General features: G+C 71.2%; 20 protein-coding genes and 1 tRNA gene. 12 read left to right on the top strand and 9 right to left on the bottom strand.

Features of this window, described 5'->3' with window-relative positions:
• Window positions 1-62: 62 nt before the first annotated feature.
• Window positions 63-503, bottom strand: coding sequence for an Rv3235 family protein (locus DEJ30_RS10475; protein ID WP_110861164.1), 441 nt, complete (start codon window positions 501-503; stop codon window positions 63-65).
• Window positions 504-621: 118 nt separating this feature from the next.
• Between DEJ30_RS10475 and DEJ30_RS10470 the strand changes: the two genes are divergently transcribed.
• Window positions 622-2,121, top strand: coding sequence for a sensor histidine kinase (locus DEJ30_RS10470; RefSeq protein WP_110861162.1), 1,500 nt, complete (start codon window positions 622-624; stop codon window positions 2,119-2,121).
• Between the two features lie 163 nt (window positions 2,122-2,284).
• Here the strand turns inward: DEJ30_RS10470 and DEJ30_RS10465 are convergent, their stop codons facing one another.
• Complete coding sequence (locus tag DEJ30_RS10465; RefSeq protein WP_017888820.1) at window positions 2,285-2,533, bottom strand: WhiB family transcriptional regulator; 249 nt, start codon at window positions 2,531-2,533, stop codon at window positions 2,285-2,287.
• Between the two features lie 261 nt (window positions 2,534-2,794).
• On the opposite strand from DEJ30_RS10465, the gene DEJ30_RS10460 reads away from it, so the two are divergent.
• Window positions 2,795-3,226 carry a hypothetical protein gene (locus tag DEJ30_RS10460; protein ID WP_110861160.1) on the top strand — a complete coding sequence of 144 codons (432 nt, stop codon included), beginning with the start codon at window positions 2,795-2,797 and terminating at the stop codon, window positions 3,224-3,226.
• A gap of 79 nt (window positions 3,227-3,305) precedes the next feature.
• On the opposite strand, the gene bcp is transcribed toward DEJ30_RS10460, so the two are convergent.
• Window positions 3,306-3,776, bottom strand: a complete 471-nt coding sequence (gene bcp / locus DEJ30_RS10455; protein WP_110861158.1) for a thioredoxin-dependent thiol peroxidase — start codon at window positions 3,774-3,776, stop codon at window positions 3,306-3,308.
• A gap of 95 nt (window positions 3,777-3,871) precedes the next feature.
• On the opposite strand from bcp, the gene DEJ30_RS10450 reads away from it, so the two are divergent.
• Window positions 3,872-3,944 (top strand) — tRNA-Lys (locus DEJ30_RS10450).
• A gap of 153 nt (window positions 3,945-4,097) precedes the next feature.
• Here DEJ30_RS10450 and DEJ30_RS10445 read toward each other — a convergent pair.
• Window positions 4,098-4,748, bottom strand: coding sequence for a YigZ family protein (locus DEJ30_RS10445; RefSeq protein WP_375231875.1), 651 nt, complete (start codon window positions 4,746-4,748; stop codon window positions 4,098-4,100).
• Between the two features lie 101 nt (window positions 4,749-4,849).
• Here DEJ30_RS10445 and DEJ30_RS10440 point away from each other — a divergent pair, with 101 nt between their 5' ends.
• From DEJ30_RS10440 to DEJ30_RS10410, 7 genes are all read left to right on the top strand, one after another.
• On the top strand, window positions 4,850-5,290 hold the full coding sequence (locus tag DEJ30_RS10440) for a hypothetical protein (protein WP_051596928.1): 441 nt from the start codon (window positions 4,850-4,852) through the stop codon (window positions 5,288-5,290).
• Entirely contained in the window at window positions 5,287-5,748 is a 462-nt protein-coding gene (locus DEJ30_RS10435) for an ImmA/IrrE family metallo-endopeptidase (protein ID WP_027466515.1), read from the top strand. The genes DEJ30_RS10440 and DEJ30_RS10435 overlap by 4 nt, the downstream gene beginning before the upstream one ends.
• Entirely contained in the window at window positions 5,745-6,671 is a 927-nt protein-coding gene (locus DEJ30_RS10430) for a hypothetical protein (RefSeq protein WP_110861154.1), read from the top strand. The genes DEJ30_RS10435 and DEJ30_RS10430 overlap by 4 nt, the downstream gene beginning before the upstream one ends.
• A 162-nt stretch (window positions 6,672-6,833) precedes the next feature.
• A complete protein-coding gene (locus DEJ30_RS10425) occupies window positions 6,834-7,046 on the top strand; it encodes an SCO4848 family membrane protein (protein WP_110861152.1) in 213 nt (70 codons plus the stop codon).
• 158 nt (window positions 7,047-7,204) lie between these two features.
• Window positions 7,205-7,882 carry a response regulator transcription factor gene (locus tag DEJ30_RS10420; RefSeq protein ID WP_110861150.1) on the top strand — a complete coding sequence of 226 codons (678 nt, stop codon included), beginning with the start codon at window positions 7,205-7,207 and terminating at the stop codon, window positions 7,880-7,882.
• Window positions 7,875-9,266, top strand: coding sequence for a cell wall metabolism sensor histidine kinase WalK (locus tag DEJ30_RS10415; RefSeq protein ID WP_110861148.1), 1,392 nt, complete (start codon window positions 7,875-7,877; stop codon window positions 9,264-9,266). Before DEJ30_RS10420 ends, DEJ30_RS10415 begins: the two co-directional genes overlap by 8 nt.
• A 49-nt stretch (window positions 9,267-9,315) precedes the next feature.
• A complete protein-coding gene (locus tag DEJ30_RS10410; protein ID WP_146248999.1) occupies window positions 9,316-9,957 on the top strand; it encodes a PepSY domain-containing protein in 642 nt (213 codons plus the stop codon).
• 32 nt (window positions 9,958-9,989) lie between these two features.
• Here the strand turns inward: DEJ30_RS10410 and DEJ30_RS10405 are convergent, their stop codons facing one another.
• The gene (locus DEJ30_RS10405) at window positions 9,990-10,289 is read right to left on the bottom strand and encodes a hypothetical protein (protein ID WP_146238557.1); all 300 of its coding nucleotides are present in this window, start codon (window positions 10,287-10,289) and stop codon (window positions 9,990-9,992) included.
• Between the two features lie 76 nt (window positions 10,290-10,365).
• Window positions 10,366-11,898, bottom strand: coding sequence for an amino acid permease (locus tag DEJ30_RS10400; protein WP_110861142.1), 1,533 nt, complete (start codon window positions 11,896-11,898; stop codon window positions 10,366-10,368).
• A 138-nt stretch (window positions 11,899-12,036) separates the two neighbouring features.
• Here DEJ30_RS10400 and DEJ30_RS10395 point away from each other — a divergent pair, with 138 nt between their 5' ends.
• Window positions 12,037-13,200 (top strand): mechanosensitive ion channel family protein, encoded by a 1,164-nt coding sequence (locus DEJ30_RS10395; protein WP_110861139.1) that lies wholly within the window; start codon window positions 12,037-12,039, stop codon window positions 13,198-13,200.
• A gap of 121 nt (window positions 13,201-13,321) precedes the next feature.
• Here the strand turns inward: DEJ30_RS10395 and DEJ30_RS10390 are convergent, their stop codons facing one another.
• Window positions 13,322-13,510, bottom strand: coding sequence for a hypothetical protein (locus tag DEJ30_RS10390; protein WP_027466522.1), 189 nt, complete (start codon window positions 13,508-13,510; stop codon window positions 13,322-13,324).
• A gap of 93 nt (window positions 13,511-13,603) precedes the next feature.
• On the opposite strand from DEJ30_RS10390, the gene DEJ30_RS10385 reads away from it, so the two are divergent.
• The gene (locus DEJ30_RS10385) at window positions 13,604-14,755 is read left to right on the top strand and encodes an SLC13 family permease (RefSeq protein ID WP_110861378.1); all 1,152 of its coding nucleotides are present in this window, start codon (window positions 13,604-13,606) and stop codon (window positions 14,753-14,755) included.
• A 47-nt stretch (window positions 14,756-14,802) separates the two neighbouring features.
• Here DEJ30_RS10385 and DEJ30_RS10380 read toward each other — a convergent pair whose 3' ends face one another.
• Window positions 14,803-15,774, bottom strand: a complete 972-nt coding sequence (locus DEJ30_RS10380; protein WP_110861137.1) for a magnesium transporter CorA family protein — start codon at window positions 15,772-15,774, stop codon at window positions 14,803-14,805.
• A gap of 84 nt (window positions 15,775-15,858) precedes the next feature.
• The gene (locus DEJ30_RS10375) at window positions 15,859-16,932 is read right to left on the bottom strand and encodes a nuclear transport factor 2 family protein (RefSeq protein ID WP_146238556.1); all 1,074 of its coding nucleotides are present in this window, start codon (window positions 16,930-16,932) and stop codon (window positions 15,859-15,861) included.
• Window positions 16,933-17,088: the final 156 nt, after the last annotated feature.

Below are 17,088 nucleotides of genomic sequence, written 5' to 3'. Positions count from 1 at the left end.
CAGGACAGGAGGCACGGTGCCAGCTGGTACCGTGCCTCCCGTCTGTCCGCCACCCGACCCGACTACAGGACCCCGATCGCGGTCGCCTGCCACCGTCCGTGTCGCTCTTCGAGTCGCATGGCGACCGCCCGCGCGTGGCTGCGCGTGTGCACGACCACCGTCGCCTCGGCAACCCCCGCCGCCGGGCGGCAGACGAGGACGCTGCCGACCCGGAGTACCGGGCGCCCGCGTGCCCGCCGACCGGAGCCCCGGGCGTGCGCTGCCACCGCGGCCCGCTGCTGCAGGTGCCGCTGCACGTCGTCGCTGATCCACCGGGCGATGCTGTCGACCTCCCGCGCGCCGGTGAGCACCTCGGCGACGCAGAGCCCGAGCGCTCGTGCGGTCGTCGCCGGGTCCGGGGGGCCGGTCGCCGTGGCGGGCTCCGGCGGCGGTTCGACGACCCGCAACGGCGGTGGATGCGCCGTCGTCGTCTCGTGATCGATGCGGCGTGCCTGCTCTGCCACCCCTGCCCCTTCCGTCGTTGGAGCGAGCGTATGGGGCGTGCAACATACAAAATACACACCGGTCTACCCTGTGGAGAGGGCGACGTTCTCCACAAGGCGTCGGACCTAGACTGGCTGGGTGTCGACCCTCAGTGACCTCGTCCTCGCGCAAGGCCGTTCCTCGGAAGCAGACGTGGAGTGGCTCCACCTGCTCGTGGGGGACTGGCAGCTCCTCGCCGACCTGTCCTTCGCCGACATGGTGCTCTGGGTCCCGACCGCCGAGGACGGCTCGTTCGTGGCCGTCGCACACGCCAGGCCGAGTTCCGCGGCGACGCTGTTCTACCGCGACATCGTCGGACAGGAGATCCGCGAGGAGTGGCGCGGCCAGGTGACCGAGAGCTTCGCCGGGTCACGGGTCGTCGACTCCGCCGAGCCGGACTGGTACGAGGACACCCCGACCCGCGTCCGCGCGATCCCGGTGCTCCGCCGCCTGAGCGCGAAGAGCGCCGAGACCACCGAGCGGCCGATCGCGGTCGTCACCCGGCACTCCAACCAGGACGAGATGCGGACCCCGAGCCGCCAGGAGCTCAACTTCACCGCGAGCGCAAACGACCTGTTCGGCATGATCGCCACCGGTGACTTCCCCGACCTCGGTGCGCCGGCGGGCCCCCGTCGTGGTGCGCCCCGTGCCAGCGACGGCCTGCTGCGCCTCGACACCGCCGGCATCGTCACGTTCGCGAGCCCGAACGGCCTGAGCGCGTTCAACCGCATGGGCTTCGAGGGGGAACTCGAGCGGAAGTCCCTCGCCGAGGTCACCACCGAGCTCATCGGCGCCCAGCTCGACGTCGACGAGTCGCTGCCGCTCGTCGTCACCGGTCGTGCACCGTGGCGGGCGGACATCGAGTCGAAGGGCGTCACGGTGTCGCTCCGATCGATCCCGCTCCGCGACCACGGTGAGCGCATCGGTGCCATCGTGCTCTGCCGCGACGTGTCCGAGCTGCGGCACCAGGAGCGCGAGCTCATCACCAAGGACGCCACGATCCGCGAGATCCACCACCGCGTGAAGAACAACCTGCAGACGGTGGCGTCCCTGCTGCGGATCCAGGCGCGTCGAACGCACTCGGAAGAAGCGCGGACCTCGCTGCAGAACGCCATGCGCCGCGTCGCCGCCATCGCCGTCGTGCACGACACCCTGTCGAGCGGCCTCAGCCAGACGGTGGACTTCGACGAGGTGTTCGACTCGGTGCTCAAGCTCGTCACCGAGGTCGCCGCGTCGCACAACACGACCGTGCACCCGAAGAAGACCGGCGAGTTCGGGGTGCTGCCGTCCGAGGCCGCGACGCCGCTCGCCCTCGGCCTCACCGAGCTCGTGACGAACGCCGTCGAGCACGGGCTGGACGGCCGTGACGGCGAGGTCGAGATCGTCGCCCGCCGCTTCGACGACCACCTGGAGATCGAGGTCCGCGACAACGGCGTGGGCCTGCCCGAGGGCAAGGTCGGCTCGGGCCTCGGCACGCAGATCGTCCGCACGCTCATCCAGGGCGAGCTCGGCGGCACCATCGACTGGCACACCCTGACGGGCAGCGGCACCGAGGTGACGATCACGATCCCGTTCCGCTGGCTGACCGCCCCCGCCTGACGCCCGCTCCGAGATCGCAAGACACCGGTGTTCGCCGGTCGAACACCCGCGTTCCGGTGTTCGACGCGTGAACACCGGTGTCTTGCAGAATCGGCCCCGCGCGCACGACGACGCCCGCCGCCCCCGGGGGGACGACGGGCGTCGTGGTGTCAGACGACCGGGGTCAGGACGCGCGGCGAGCGCGGGCGGCGCGACGCTTCAGCGCACGACGCTCGTCCTCGCTGAGACCACCCCACACACCCGAGTCCTGGTTGTTCTCGAGGGCGTACTGCAGGCACATCTCGGTGACCGTGCAACGCGCACAGACCGACTTGGCCTTCTCGATCTGGTCGACGGCGGGCCCGGTGTTCCCGACGGGGAAGAAGAGCTCGGGGTCTGCGGTGAGGCAGGCAGCCTTGTCACGCCAGTCCATGTGTGGTGCTCCTTGATGTCGATGCTCGAACGGCAGGCCGGGGCCGTGGTTCGGGGGATCGGACCGCTGACCATGCATGCGGCATGGAGGGGACAACTGTGGGGAGGAGTCCGCAGGAAGCGTGTCTGACGCCCGCGAGACGCTCGGGGGAGGAGCGATGAACCACGGGAGACGCACACCACATCGTGCCGTCCAAACGACCTCCAATATCGTTCCATACTGGTAGGGCCAAATCAAGGGTTCCGATGCTGGAGGATCACTGTGCACGACGACACCCCGAACGACGCCGATCCCTCCGCACCCGTCGCGCGCCGGTCGCCGGCGATGCTGGGGCTGCTCGCCGTGGTCGGCCTCGAGTTCCTCGCGCTGGTGGTCGTGACGGTCGTCCTGGTCGTCGAACTGCTCGTCGCCCCGGCCACGAGCATCGCCTCCGGCATCGCCCTCACCGTCCTCGTCGCCATCGCTGCGCTCTGGCTCGGTGCGCTGCTGAACGGCCTGTGGCAGGGCCGTGCGTGGGTGCGCTCCGGCATCATCGTCTGGCAGGTGCTGCAGGGCGCCATCGCGATCGGGGCGTTCCAGGGCGTCTTCCGGGTCGCCGCAGTCGGCTGGTTGCTGCTCGTCCCGGCCCTGCTCGGGATCACACTGGTGCTGTCGCGGTCGGTGACGGCCGCACTCGCGCGCCCGGCCGAGTAGACGGTCTGGTCCGGACGCACTGGAGGCCCGGTGCCGGTTCCGAGAACCGGCACCGGGCCTTGCGGTGCGTGGCCGGTCCTCAGACCAGGCCGAGCTTCTTCCGCAGGCTCGCCACGTGACCGGTCGCCTTGACGTTGTAGAGCGGCAGCTGCACGGCGCCGTCCTCGTCGACCACGATCGTGGACCGGATCGTGCCGGTGACGATCTTGCCGTAGTTGTTCTTCTCGCCCCAGGCCGCGTAGGCCTTGTGCACGGTGAGGTCGGGGTCGCTCAGCAGCGGGAACGTCAGCGCCTGCTCGTGCTGGAACGTCTTGAGCTTCGCCTGCTCGTCCTTCGAGACACCGAGGACCTCGTAGCCGGCGGCCTGCAGCGAGGACATGTTGTCGCGGAAGTCGCAGGCCTCGGTGGTGCAGCCCGGGGTGGACGCTGCCGGGTAGAAGTACACGATGACCTTCTTGCCGCGCAGGGCAGCCAGGGAGTGCCGGACGCCGTCCTGGTCGGGCAGCGTGAAGTCGGGGGCGGTGTCGCCGGGGACGAGACGGTCGGTCATGGTGCTCCTGTTCGCGTCGTGCGCCCACGAGTGGTCGTGGGCGCGCGAAACCCATGCTATTGTTGATTCCCGTTGCGGCACGGAAGCCGGAACATGCACCTCTAGCTCAATTGGCAGAGCAACTGACTCTTAATCAGTGGGTTCTCGGTTCAAGTCCGAGGGGGTGCACCGTAGGACGAACGCCCCGGCTCATCGAGTCGGGGCGTTCGTGCGTTCCGGGGGTGTGGACGCGTCGACGTCGAGACACGCCCGGGGTGCGTCGAACCGGGGAATCCGGTCCACGGAGACGTCGGTCCGCGCGGACGTCAGTCCACGCGGAATTCAGTCCACGGGGACGTCGACGATCCGCTCCTCGCCGACGACGGGTTCGAGCGAACCGGCCGACGCGGCGGCGAGGTCGGCGGTCAGGGCTCCGAGCGCCTCGTGGGGGACCCACACCTCGAAGGTCGCCGACTGCCCGTACTCGGTCGGACCGAGCGTCGCGTGGTGGTGCCGGACCCAGTCGCGCAGCACGTTGTCGAGCCGTCCGGCGTCGGCGTGGTCGACGTCGAAGCGCACCTGCGTCAGGGCCTCGCGGCGGACGAGGACCGCCGTGTCGAGCGCCTCGGACACCGAGGTCGAGTAGGCCCGGACCAGTCCGCCCGCACCGAGCTTCACCCCGCCGAAGTACCGCGTGACGACCGCGACGACGTCGGTCAGGTCGCGGCGTCGCAGGACCTCGAGCATGGGGACGCCCGCGGTGCCGGAGGGCTCGCCGTCGTCCGAGGATCGGGCCTGGTCGCCGAGCACGCCGGTGACCATCGCCGTGCAGTTGTGCCGGGCATCCCAGTACCGCCGCCGGACCTCGGTGATCACGCGGTCGGCGTCCTCGACGCCGGAGACCGGTGCCACGGTGGTGATGAACCGCGACTTCGTGATGACGATCTCGTGCTCGACCGGTGCCGCGACGGTGGCGGGGAAGCGGCGGGGCATGCCCACGAGGGTAGCGGCGCGGGTGTCGGGCGCCCGCGCTAGCATGGCGTCCACGCGCCGGACCCACACCTCGCGCGGACACGGCTGGGGAGGAGTCCGACATGGACACGGGTGATCTGAAGGGCGGGGCGCTCGACGCCGCCGAGCTCGCGCGGCGCCTCAACCTGCTCCTCGACTTCGAGGAGTCGCAGCGTGGCGCCCCGGTGCCGTTCTCCTCGATCGAGGAGTACGTCGCGGCACACGGCGGGTCGCTGTCGCGGGCGAAGTGGACCTACATGCTCTCGGGCGACGGCCGCCGCAACCGCGACACCGAGCTCCTGCGCCTGCTGGCCGGGTACTTCGAGGTCGACGAACGCTTCCTGCTCGAGGACAGCGAGGTACCGGAACGGATCGGGGCCCAGCTCGCCCTCGTCCGCTCCCTGCGCTCCGCCCGCGTGAGCGGCTTCGCGGCCCGGACCTTCCCCGGTGAACTCTCACCCGACGCGCTGCGGCGCATCGCCGAGGTGCTCGAGGAGGAATCGCAGCGGGGGAGCGTCGCATGACCGACGCCCTCGTCGAGGCGTTCTGGGCTCGTGGCGCCGCCGAGGGGTGGTCGGACGTCGACCAGGCCGTCGCCGCCGCCGCCGACGTCGTCGGCAAGCCGATCGTGGTGCGCGAGGAGTCGTTCCTGGCCGCCGAGCCCGTCTGCGGCTTCGTGGCCACGCTCGAGCACGCGCACCTCGTGATGATCTCACCGACAGCCTCGCCGACGTTCCGGTCGTTCGTCATCGGCCACGAGCTCGGGCACGTGCTGCACCGGCACCAGGAGCACGCCCCGCAGAGCGCGTACATCCGCGATGTCATCCCCGACCTGCCCGAGTACAAGGTCGAGCGTGCGCTGGCCCGCGGCATGTTCTCGAACACGTACGAGCACGAGGCCGAGGTCTTCGCCGACCGCCTGGCCACCGTGATCCGCCAGCACCGCGGCCGCCCGAGCGCCTTCCGAGGGGTCTTCGGGTGATCATCGCCGTCGTCCAGGCGGTGCTGCTCATCGTCGGGACGATCGTGCTGTTGGTCCTGCAACGCGGGCAGGACCGCACGCTGGCGTTCACGTTCCTGCTCTTCGCCGCCACCATCGTGACGAACGTCGACCCGCTGTACCGGTGGCTCGACCCGCTGCTCGGCGGGTACAACGTCGTGACCGTCATCAGCGACTGCCTCATGGTGGCCGGCACGAGCACGCTGCTGTGGGGCGTGGCGAAGGCGGTCGGCGCGGCGCGGCCCTGGCTCCGGAACGCGGTCGTGGTGTCCTTCGCCGTGGTCGTCGTGGTGGTCGTCGTCGCGTTCACCGTGCTCGACAAGCCCGCGACCACGACGACCTTCATGCTCGACGCCGGCTCGCACCCGGCGGCCACCGTCTACTCGATCGCGCAGACCGTCTACCTCGGGGTGGCCCTCGGCGCGACGGGGTTCATCTGCGTGCTCCGGCTGCGCGAAGCCCGGACGACCACCGACCTGGTGGGGCTGTGGGTCCTGGTCCTCGGTGGGGTCCTCGGGGTCGTCCGCATGGTCGTGGTCGTCGTGATGGACGTCGCGCACGTCGCCGGTGACCTGGACGTCACGCACGCGCTCTCGCTGCCCTACGACGTCACCACGCCGGGAGCCGTGCTGTGCGTGGCGTCCGGCATGCTCCTGCTCGTCGTCGGGCACCGGATCTCCCGCCGACGCCGGGCCCGCCTCGTGGACGATGCGCTGCGCCGCCTGGCGCCGCTGCACGACCGGATCGGTGTGGACAACGCCTACCCGCCGACCGACGACCCCGCGACCCGGCTCAGTCGCCGCATCGTCGAGATCAACGACGGCGTGCGGGGTGCACGGGCGTCGCTGACCGACGCCGAGCGTGTCGCCCTCGCCGACGCCGAGGCCGCCCTCGAGACCGCGTAGTCCCTCGACGCTGCCGAACAGGCCGTGTACAGTCTGTAGCAGGTGCTACAGATCCTGTGGCCTGCCGGGTCGGGACTCGGCCGCGTTGGGGGCGGCCGAGCACCACCCGCCCGGCAACCCCGTACCAGCATCGTCGCCCCCGGCGTTCACTAGGATCGTCCCGTGCTCGTCTTCGCCGCAGTCGTCCTGTTCATCGGCGCCGTCTTCAACGTCGTCACCTGGCCGCGCTTCTTCCAGCGCGTCGCGAAGGACTCGCGTGCCCGCGACGCCGCAGGCAAGCCGACGACGTTCTACACGGTGCACCTCGTGCTCCTGCTCGTCGCGCTCGCGATCGCCGTCGCGTCCGTGATCGCAGGGATCCTGCTGCTGGTCTGAGCCGGCCGAGGCGGCGCGGCTCTGGTCCGGACCGCCACCGGACGGGAGGCCCGTGGCGCCGCCGCCACGGGCCTCCCGTCCGCCCCCGGTCACCGTCGCGAGCCGCGCTCGCGGGCCGCTTCAGCCCTGCTTCAGCGGGGCACGGCAGGATCGACCCCATGCGGGTGCTGGTGGTCGACGACGAGGTCCGGCTCGCCGACGGCGTGCGCCGCGGCCTCGAGGCCGAGGGATGGGCGGTCGACGTCGCGCACGACGGCGTGGACGGTCTGTGGCACGCGCGTGAGTTCCGCTACGACGCGATCGTGCTCGACCTGATGATGCCCGGCCTGAGCGGCTGGGCCGTGTGCGCGCAGCTCCGCTCCGACGGCGACTGGACCCCCGTGCTCATGCTGACCGCCAAGGACGGCGAGTGGGACCAGGTCGAGGCGCTCGACGCGGGGGCCGACGACTACGTCACCAAGCCGTTCTCGCACCCGGTGCTCGTGGCACGGCTGCGGGCGCTCGTCCGACGGGGTGCCCGCGAGCGCCCCACCGTGCTGACCCTCGGCGACCTGGTGGTCGACCCCGCGGCGCGCACCGTGGCGCGCGGCGAGACCCCCGTCGAGCTGACCAGCCGCGAGTTCGCCGTGCTCGAGTACCTCGCACGGCACCCGGGACAGGTCCGGTCGAAGCGCGACGTCATCGAGAACGTCTGGGACGTCGACTTCGAGGGCGACCCGAACATCGTCGAGGTGTACGTCGGACACCTCCGCCGGAAGCTCGACCGGCCGTTCGGGCGTGCCGCGATAGAGACGGTCCGCGGCGCCGGGTACCGCTTGGCGGCGGACGGTGGCTGAGCGGCCGAACCCCCGTGCGAGCGGGGCCGCACGAGGAAGGCCACGGCGCCCTCGGTCGGTCCGGGCCCGCACCACCCTCGGCGCCGGGGTCGTCGTCCTCGCGGCCCTGGTCATCGGTGCCGTCGCGTTCGTCGTCGTGCTGCGGCTCGTGCTGCTCGACGGCGTGCGCACCTCGGCCGAGGCCGGTCTCGAGCAGGTGTCCTCCCGGGTCGAGGCGGACGGTGCGGCCGCGGTGACCGGCTACGAGGACGTCCTGGTGCAGGTGATCGGCGACGGCGGGGCGGTCCTGGCGCACGGCGAGGACGCCGACGGCGCTGCCCTGCCCACCGCCGACGAGTCCCGGTGGACCCACGACGGCGAACGCTGGCTGCTCGTGGCGGACGACGTGGACCTGCCCGGCGGCGGCGAGGCGACGCTCGTCTACGGTGCCACGCTCGACCAGGCCGACACCGCGGTCCGCACCGCCGTCGTGCTCCTCGCCGTCGGGGTGCCCGTACTGGTGCTCCTGCTGGTCGCGGTCACCTGGGCCGTCACCGGACGCTCGCTGCGGCCCGTGGAGCGGATGCGCACCGAGGTCGAGACGATCCGGACGGCCCGTCCGGACGCCCGGGTCGAGGTGCCGGACACCGGCGACGAGGTCGCCCGGCTCGCGAGCACCATGAACGCCATGCTCGACCGCCTCGAACGGTCCGCCGAGAGCCAGCGGCGGTTCGTGTCCGACGCCTCCCACGAACTCCGGTCGCCGATCGCGTCGATCCGGCAGCACGCCGAGGTCGCCGTCGCGCACCCGGAGCGGACCGAGGTGGCCGACCTCGCCGACGTCGTCCGGTCCGAGGCGGTGCGCCTGCAGGACCTGGTCACCGGGCTGCTCGAGCTCTCCCGCCTCGACGAGGGCGGGATCCGCACGCGGCGCCCCGTCGACCTCGACGACCTGGCGTTGGACGCGGTGGCGCGGGCACGGTCGACGACCGGTGTCGCGCCCGCGCGGGACGGCGACGCCCCGGCGGTCCGGGTGGACGGTTCGGCGATCTCCGCAGCGCGGGTCCTCGGCGACGAGCGCGTGCTGGCGGGGGTGGTCCGGAACCTCGTCGACAACGCCGTCCGGCACGCGAGCACACGCGTCACGGTGTCGCTCACCGAACACGACGGGTCCGCGGTGCTCACGGTCGACGACGACGGCACCGGCGTCCCCGAGGACGAGCGCGAGCGCGTCTTCGAGCGGTTCGTCCGTCTCGACGAGGCCCGCAGCCGGGACGCCGGCGGCGCGGGGCTCGGCCTCGCCATCGTCCGCGACGCCGTGCGGGCTCACGGCGGCGACACGACCGTGGTCACGTCCCCGCTCGGCGGCGCGCGCTTCGTCGTCCGCATCGCACTCGGCGGCTGAACAGGCGGCTTCAGGGCTGCTTCAGCACCCCGACGCGATGCTCGTCCACATGAACCTCCGTACCCAGCACCAGAAGCCCTCCGCCCGCCGCATCGCCGCGTTCGCCGCCCTGCCGATCGTCGCGGCGCTCGCACTCACCGGTTGCGCCAGCGACGACTCGGACGACGACACCGGCTCGGCCGGCTCGTCGGCGACGGACTCGTCGGGCTCCGCTTCGTCTTCGGCCGGTGCGTCCGGCGCGGCGTCCGCCGGCTCGAACAAGGCCCTGCTCGCAGCGGTCGCCACCGCGCGCGGCGAGGTCGGCTCGGGCACCGTCATCTCGGTCGAGCAGGAACAGGGCGCCTCCGCCTACGAGGTCCTGGTCGTGACGAAGGACGGCACCGAGCACGAGGTGCACACGAACGCCGACGGCACCTCGGTCGCCGGCACCCCGCAGACCGAGGCCGCCGACGCGGACGACAAGGCCGAGCACGAGCGCTTCGTCGCAGCCGCCGACCTGAGCGTCAAGCAGGCCGTCGACGCATTCCAGGACCTGCACGCGGGGACCGTGACCGAACTCGGACTCGACGACCACGTCGGCACGGTCGTCTGGGAGGGCGACGTGCTCGACTCGTCCGGCACCAAGCACAGCGTGCGCATCGATGCCGGCTCCGGTGACGTCGTCACCGACCGCGTCGACACCGACGACTGACCCGGGTCCCCGTGGGCCCGGCACCGGCGTCCTCAGGACTCCAGCGGCGGGCCGAGCACCTTCCGGATCGCCAGCGCAGCGAGCTGCTCGTCCGGGGTGTCGAGCAGCACCCGGTAGGTGTCCGGCCCGGCGAGGAACTCGACGCAGACGGCGTCCTCGTCGCACGGTCCGAGGCGCCACCCCTGCACCGCGTCCATCGGCACCGCCGTGCGCGTCTCGCGCTGGTAGTCGGTCTCGGCCTCGAGACGATCCGCGAACACCCGGAGGCGTCCGTAGGCACCTCGCCAGCTGAGCTGCAGGTCGAGGGTGGGAGAAGCAGAACGGTCCGGCACCCGCTGATGGTAGCGACGGTGCCGGACCGCTCGTGTTCGGCGCTGAGGGCCTTGCGTTCCGGGGACAAGCGGAGCGTCAGCTCCCGTCGCCGTCGCGTCGCACCGAGGCGGCGGGGTCGCGGACACCGATCGGGTAGGGCCCCGTGACGCCCTCGCGCAGGGCGGCGATGCGCAGGATGCGGTCACGCTGCAGGAACCACCCGACGATGAGCAGCGGGATCACGATGACGAGCGACGCGATCGTGTACGTGCCGACGGGGTAGTCGATCGCCATCAGCACGATGACCGAGGCGAGGAACGCCAGGGTGAGCCAGGCGGTGACCGGCGCCCCGGGGAGCTTGAACGAGGGTTCCTTCGCGAGCCCCTGCTTGGCCCACTGACGCAGCCGCATCTGGCACAGGATGATCGTGCCCCACGCCGTGATGATGCCGAGGCTGGCGATGTTCAGGGCGATCTCGAACGCCTGGCTCGGCACGAAGTAGTTCAGCACGACGCCCGCGACGGTGAACGCCGCGGTGAGCAGGATGCCGGCGTAGGGCACGCCGCCCTTCGACATCTTCGTGGTCCACTTGGGCGCCGAACCGTTCATGCCCATCGAGTGGAGGGCTCGTCCGGTGGAGTACAGGCCGGCGTTCAGGGACGACAGGGCCGCGGTGAGCACGACGAAGTTCATGATGCCGCCGACGATCGACCCGACCTGCGGGTTGCCGAGCGACGAGAAGAACGTCACGAACGGGCTCTCGCCCTCCTTGTAGGCCGTGTACGGCAGCAGCAGGGAGAGCAGGATGATCGAGCCGACGTAGAAGACCGCGATGCGGAAGACGACGGAGTTGATCGCGCGGGGGATGACCTTCTCGGTGTTCTGCGTCTCGCCCGAGGCGGTGCCGACGAGCTCGATGGCCGCGTACGCGAACACGACACCCTGGATCACGATGACCGCGGGGAGCAGCCCGTTCGGGAACAGTCCGCCGTTGTCGCCCCAGATCGTGAACCCGGTGCGCACGGCCTCGCCGCCGGCCTCGACCGGGAACGCGAAGACGAGCCAGATGATCGCGACGACGAGGAACGCCACGAGCGCGGCGACCTTGATCAGGGCGAACCAGAACTCGAGCTCACCGAACACCTTCACGGCGACCATGTTCGCGGCGAGGACGACGACCAGGGCGATCAGCGCCAGCAGCCACTGCGGTGCGGCGGTGAAGGCCGACCAGTACTGCAGGTAGATCGCGACGGCGGTGGTGTCGACGATCGAGGTCATCGCCCAGTTCAGGAAGTACATCCAGCCCGCGGCGTACGCGAACTTCTCGCCGTAGAACTCGCGGGCGTACGAGATGAACGACCCCGAGGACGGGCGGTGCAGCACCAGCTCGCCCAGGGCCCGCAGGATGAAGAAGGCGAAGATCCCGGCGACCAGGTAGGTCAGCGCGAGCGCGGGGCCCGCGGTGTGCAGGCGTCCACCGGCACCGAGGAAGAGGCCGGTGCCGATCGCGCCGCCGATCGCGATCATCTGCAGTTGCCGGGGCTTCAGACCGTGCTGGTAGCCCTCCTGCTCGTGCGAGAAGTCGTTCGCCGGCGCTCGGCTGCCACCCGTGTCGTTCTGCGCTGTCATGCGCGACAACCTACATGCGCACCGGACCGGGCCGTCACGCAAACCCCGGTTCGATCGAACCGCAGCTGCTGAACGTCCGCACAGCCGACGGCGTCCCGATCCTGAACGACGACCGTCGTCCGTTGCTTGCATGGAGGGATGGACATCCTCCTCCGACTCCTCGTCGCGATCGGGTTCGCCCTGCTCGTCACCGCCGTCGTCGCCCTCGTCCTGCACCTGGTCCTCCGGGCGATCGCACGCCGGGAACGCTGGGCCGGCGTGCTCTCGCGCCGGACGAGGCACCCCTTCCGCACCGTGCTGCTGGTGGTCCTGCTCTGGATCGCCTTCACGTCGAGCATCCCGCGGAACGCCGACGCCTACCCGTGGCGCGACGAGGTGGTGCACGCCTTCCTCATCGTCACGATCGCGACCGGATGCTGGCTCGCGTGCCAGGTCGCGATCTTCCTCGAGGACCTCGGGCTGCACCGCTTCCGCATCGACGTGCCCGACAACCGGCAGGCGCGTCGCATCCGCACCCAGGTGCTCATCATCCGGCGGCTCACCGTCGCCCTGCTCGTCATCATCGCGGTCGGCGCGATCCTGCTGACCTTCGACGGGGTCGAGGCGGCGGGCGCGAGCGTCCTCGCCAGCGCCGGCCTCATCTCCGTGGTCGCGGGCCTCGCCGCGCAGTCCACGCTCGGCAACGTGTTCGCCGGCATGCAGCTGGCCTTCTCCGGGTCGATCCGGGTGGACGACGTCGTCGTGGTCGAGCAGCAGTGGGGCCGGATCGAGGAGATCACCCTGACCTACGTCGTCGTGCACCTGTGGGACGACCGTCGGTTCGTGCTGCCCTCGACGTACTTCACGAGCACGCCGTTCGAGAACTGGACGCGGACCGGCAGCGAACTGCTCGGCGCCGTCGAGTTCGACCTCGACTGGCGGGTGAGCCCGGCCGACATGCGGGCGGAGCTCGACCGGATCCTCGACACCTCGACGATCTGGGACCGCCGGGTCAAGGTGCTCCAGGTCACGGACGCCGTCGGGGGACTGGTCCGGGTCCGCATCCTCGTGACGGCACCCGACGCCGGCGGGCTGTTCGACCTCCGCTGCTACGTCCGCGAGGAGATGGTCGAGTGGCTCCAGCGCACCCACCCGGACGCCCTGCCGGTCCAGCGGGTGCAGCTCACCGAGCCGAGCGCGACGGCACCGCGCCGACGCGGACGCCCGGCAGAGGGGGACTCGCAGCTGTTCGGCGACGACGAGCGCGGTGCGCTCTTCACCGGACCGATCCAGACCTCCGGCATCCCGGAGTCCGAGCGCTGACCCGGTGACGGGAGCGGCGTGCCCTGCACGGCCAGGACGACGAACGGGAGGCACGGTGCCAGCTGGCACCGTGCCTCCCGTTCGTCAGGCCGGTCGCGTCGACGACCGCCTGCGTCTCGACCTACTGGCGCGCCTTGACCGCGCGGTCGTCCTCGACGACCGTGCCGATCGCCACGATCGTGGTGGCGAGCCACGCGACCCAGGTCAGCGCGAGCCGCCAGTCACGCGGTCCCTGGCGGGTGGTCTGCAGCACGCTGTAGCCGCTGATGAGCGAACTCCACACCGCACCGTTGAACATGAACTTGCGCACAGAGGCCTCCTGTCGTCGTGCTGACAACGCTACCGGCCCGTACATTGGAGCGCCGCCGGTCACCCTGGCGCGGTGTCTGCCGGAGGAGTGTTCGTGCGTCAAGCGGTCATCGGAGCAGCCCTGCTCGTGGTCGGCGCGGTCTGCGTCGTGTTCGGGCTGCTGCCCCTCGACGACCTCGCCGTGCTCGCCGACCGGGTCCTGCCGGTCCTCGGGTTCGTGCTCGGGCTGACCATCGTCGCCGAGCTGGCCGCGGACGCCGGGGTGTTCGACCGCCTCGCCGACGTCGCCGCCCGGGTCGGTGGCGGGCGCACCATCGGTCTCTGGGGTGCGGTCGTCGTGCTCGCCGTGCTCTGCACCGTCTTCCTGTCGATCGACACGACCGCGGTGCTCCTCACCCCCATCGTCATCTCGCTCGCACGGCGTGTGGGACTGCCCCCGATGCCGTTCGCCCTGACCACGGTCTGGCTCGCGAACACGGCCTCGCTGCTGCTGCCGGTGTCGAACCTGACGAACCTGCTCGCCGTCGACCGGATGGGGCTCGGCGGCCCGCTGCCGTTCGCCGGGCTGATGGCCTGGCCCGCGGTCGCCGGGGTGGTCGTGCCGTGCGTCGTCCTGCTCGTGGTGTTCCGGAGCAAGCTGTTCGGTCGCTACTCGCCGGTGTCCGTCCGTACGCCGAGCGACCCCGTGTTCTTCTGGGCGGCCTCCGGAGTGCTCGTCGCGCTGGTCGTCGCCCTGACGGCCGGGGTGACCGTGTGGATCGCTGCGGTCCTGGCCGCCGTGGTGCTCGTCGTGGTCGCGGCGTTCCGGTCCCCGTCCGAACTCCGGGTGTCCCGCGTGCCGTGGTCCACGCTGCTGTTCGCCGCCGGGCTCTTCGTGGTGGTCGAGGCGCTGCACACGACGGGCATCACCGACCCGATCGTGCACGCGCTGCAGGGCGGCACCGGGACCGGCCCGCTGCTGCTGCTCGGCGGGGCGGGCGCGGTCGCGGCGAACGGCATCGACAACCTGCCGGCGTACCTGGTGCTCGAACCGGCCGCCGGGCACGAGGCCGTGCGGTACGCGGCGCTGCTCATCGGCGTGAACGCCGGCTGTCTCATCACGCCGTGGGCCTCGCTCGCGACGCTCCTGTGGCACGCACGGCTGTCGGCGGAGGGCGTGCACCTGTCGTGGGGCCGGTACATGGCGCTCGGGTGCGTCGTCGCGCCGCTCACCGTCGTCGCCGGGGTCCTGGCGCTCGCGCTCTGACGTCGGCGGGGCCTCGCACCGTTCGGGTGCCGGAGCCGTGCGCGCGGTCAGAGCCAGTCGCGGGTCTTGAAGACGCGGTAGAGCACGAGCGACGACGCGGTGATGATCGCGAGCGATGCCCAGAGCCCGCTCCAGGCACCCTCGCCCGGGAACTCGACGTTCTGCCCGAAGAAGCTCGTCACCCCCGTCGGGATCGCGATGATCGCCGCCCAGCTCGTGACCTTCTTCATGACGGTGTTCTGGCGGTTCGACGCCAGGTTCAGGGTCGTGTCGAGCACGCTCGACACGGCGTCGCGGAGCTGTTCGACGGAGTCGGCGATCGAGACCAGGTGGTCCTCGACGTCGCGGAAGTACGGCCGGATGCCGTTCGAGATCGTCTCCGCGTCACCGTGCAGCAACGAGGCGACGCTGTCCCGCGTCGGGACGACCAGTCGCCGGAGCACCCCGAGGGTCTTGCGGAGCCGGAAGGACCGCCGCTGGATCTGCTGCTCACGGGGGTCGCCCGGCTCGAACAGGTCGTCCTCGAGCGCGTCGATCTGCCGCTCCAGGTCCTCGACGGTGTCGGTGGCCCGATCGACGACGGCGTCGAGCAGCGCCCAGACGAGCCACGGCACGCCGTGTTCGGCGATGTCGGAGTTCGCCGTGAGTCGGTGTTCCATCGGGGTGGTGTCGACGTCGGACCCGTGGATCGTGACGAGGGCCCGTTCGGTGACGAAGGCCTTGACCTCGTGCGTGATCAGGTCACCCTCGTCGTCCGTGCCGCCCACGTCGTAGACGACCAGGAACAGACTGTCCCGGTACCGGTCGAGCTTCGGGCGCTGTCCGTGCTCGACGGCGTCCTCGACCGCGAGCGCGTGGATGCCGAGCTCCTCCTCGATCTGCTCGAGGTCGGCCGGCGTCGGGTCGGTGTAGTCGATCCAGACGAAGGTGTCCGGGTCGGCGACGAGGTCGGAGATCCGGTCGACGGGGAAGTCCCGCTCGACCGTGTCGCCCTTGCACCACGCCCGTGTCCTGACCATGCTCGTCAGCCTACTGAGACGGCCGACCCGGAAGATCCCGGGACGGCCGTCGTGGTGCTGCGGAACCGCTCAGTCGGCTCCTGCTCAGTAGGCGGAGACGAGCTTGCCGTCCTCCACCTTCAGGTACTGGTTCACATCGAACGAGTCCTCGCCGCGCTTCTCGTCACCGAGGTACGACGTGTATGCGTACGAGACGCTCCCGTCCTTCGTGCTCGTCACCATCACGGTGCCGGCGCGGGACGCCTCGACCTCCAGCTCGGGCATCGACGTGACGTCGTACTGCACGCCGCCGTCGGCGTCGTAGGGGCCGTACCAGGGGCAACCGCTCAGGGCCCGGAGCTCGGTCTTCTCGGCGCAGTCGTCGATCAGGTCGGTCACGTACTGCTCGGCGTCCTGCTCGAGTGCCTTGGTCGCCTTCGGTGTGAAGTCGACGTAGCCGGACGTGGCCGCGCCCACGGAGACCTTCTCGGTGCCGCCGGTGAAGTACTTCGTCCCGCCGACCGAGACCTGGTAGGTGCCGGGGTAGGCGAGGGACGTGAACGTGCCCTCGCTGATCTTCCCGATCTCCTTGCCGCCGACGGTCACGGGTGCACCCTCGAGCACGTCGGAGGCCGTCAGGGTGACCTGCTGGGCGAGCGGCTGCGTGACGCGCCACTCGTCCTTCACCAGGAACGAGGTGCCCGTGCGCCGCAACGACACCTGGCCGGAGCGGTTCTTGCCGTCCTGCGTGTAGCTCAGGGTGGCGATCGCGGTGTCACCGGTCCGGGCGACCCGGCCGACGCGGATGTCCGACGGGCGGTCCTTCGCGCTCCCGAGCACCGTCGAGTCGAGCATCGCGGCGTCGTCGGGGACCTCGCTCAGGTCGGCGGCGGTGTCGGCGTCACCGCTGGCGATGGCCTGAACGTAGGACTCGACGGTCGGGGCCGGACCCCACACGCCGGCGCGGAGGACGCTCGTCGTGACCGCGCCGGCGATGACGACGACGATCACGGCGCCGCCGGCGATGAGCGAACGGACCAGGATCTTCCTGGACCGCGGGGACATCGGGGCCGGAGCGGGGGCGCCACCGCCGATGAACGGCTGCGACCCGGAGGCGGGTTGTGCGCCGTACGGGGGCTGTGTGCCGGAGGGCGGCTGCACGCCGGAGATCGACTGCACGCCGTCCGCGGGCTCCCGGCCAGAGCCGGACGGCGGGTACGGCGCCTGCTGGCCGGCGGCCGGGGGAGTGTTCCACGCAGCGGCGGCCGGAGCGTCGGCGGCGACAGGCGCGCCGGGCGCAGCGGGAGCACCGGGAGCTGTCTCTTATACACATCT

Source organism: Curtobacterium sp. MCPF17_003 (assembly GCF_003224385.1).
Taxonomy (GTDB): domain Bacteria; phylum Actinomycetota; class Actinomycetes; order Actinomycetales; family Microbacteriaceae; genus Curtobacterium; species Curtobacterium flaccumfaciens.
This window is presented reverse-complemented; position numbering and strand designations above follow the sequence as displayed.

Bases quoted from the DNA above. Each gene is read 5' to 3' on its own strand.
- DEJ30_RS10465 (WP_017888820.1), bottom strand. From the start codon at position 2,533: ATGGACTGGCGTGACAAGGCTGCCTGCCTCACCGCAGACCCCGAGCTC.
- bcp (WP_110861158.1), bottom strand. From the start codon at position 3,776: ATGACCGACCGTCTCGTCCCCGGCGACACCGCCCCCGACTTCACGCTG.
- DEJ30_RS10445 (WP_375231875.1), bottom strand. From the start codon at position 4,748: ATGCCCCGCCGCTTCCCCGCCACCGTCGCGGCACCGGTCGAGCACGAG.
- DEJ30_RS10440 (WP_051596928.1), top strand. From the start codon at position 4,850: ATGGACACGGGTGATCTGAAGGGCGGGGCGCTCGACGCCGCCGAGCTC.
- DEJ30_RS10435 (WP_027466515.1), top strand. From the start codon at position 5,287: ATGACCGACGCCCTCGTCGAGGCGTTCTGGGCTCGTGGCGCCGCCGAG.
- DEJ30_RS10420 (WP_110861150.1), top strand. From the start codon at position 7,205: ATGCGGGTGCTGGTGGTCGACGACGAGGTCCGGCTCGCCGACGGCGTG.
- DEJ30_RS10410 (WP_146248999.1), top strand. From the start codon at position 9,316: ATGAACCTCCGTACCCAGCACCAGAAGCCCTCCGCCCGCCGCATCGCC.
- DEJ30_RS10400 (WP_110861142.1), bottom strand. From the start codon at position 11,898: ATGACAGCGCAGAACGACACGGGTGGCAGCCGAGCGCCGGCGAACGAC.
- DEJ30_RS10395 (WP_110861139.1), top strand. From the start codon at position 12,037: ATGGACATCCTCCTCCGACTCCTCGTCGCGATCGGGTTCGCCCTGCTC.
- DEJ30_RS10380 (WP_110861137.1), bottom strand. From the start codon at position 15,774: ATGGTCAGGACACGGGCGTGGTGCAAGGGCGACACGGTCGAGCGGGAC.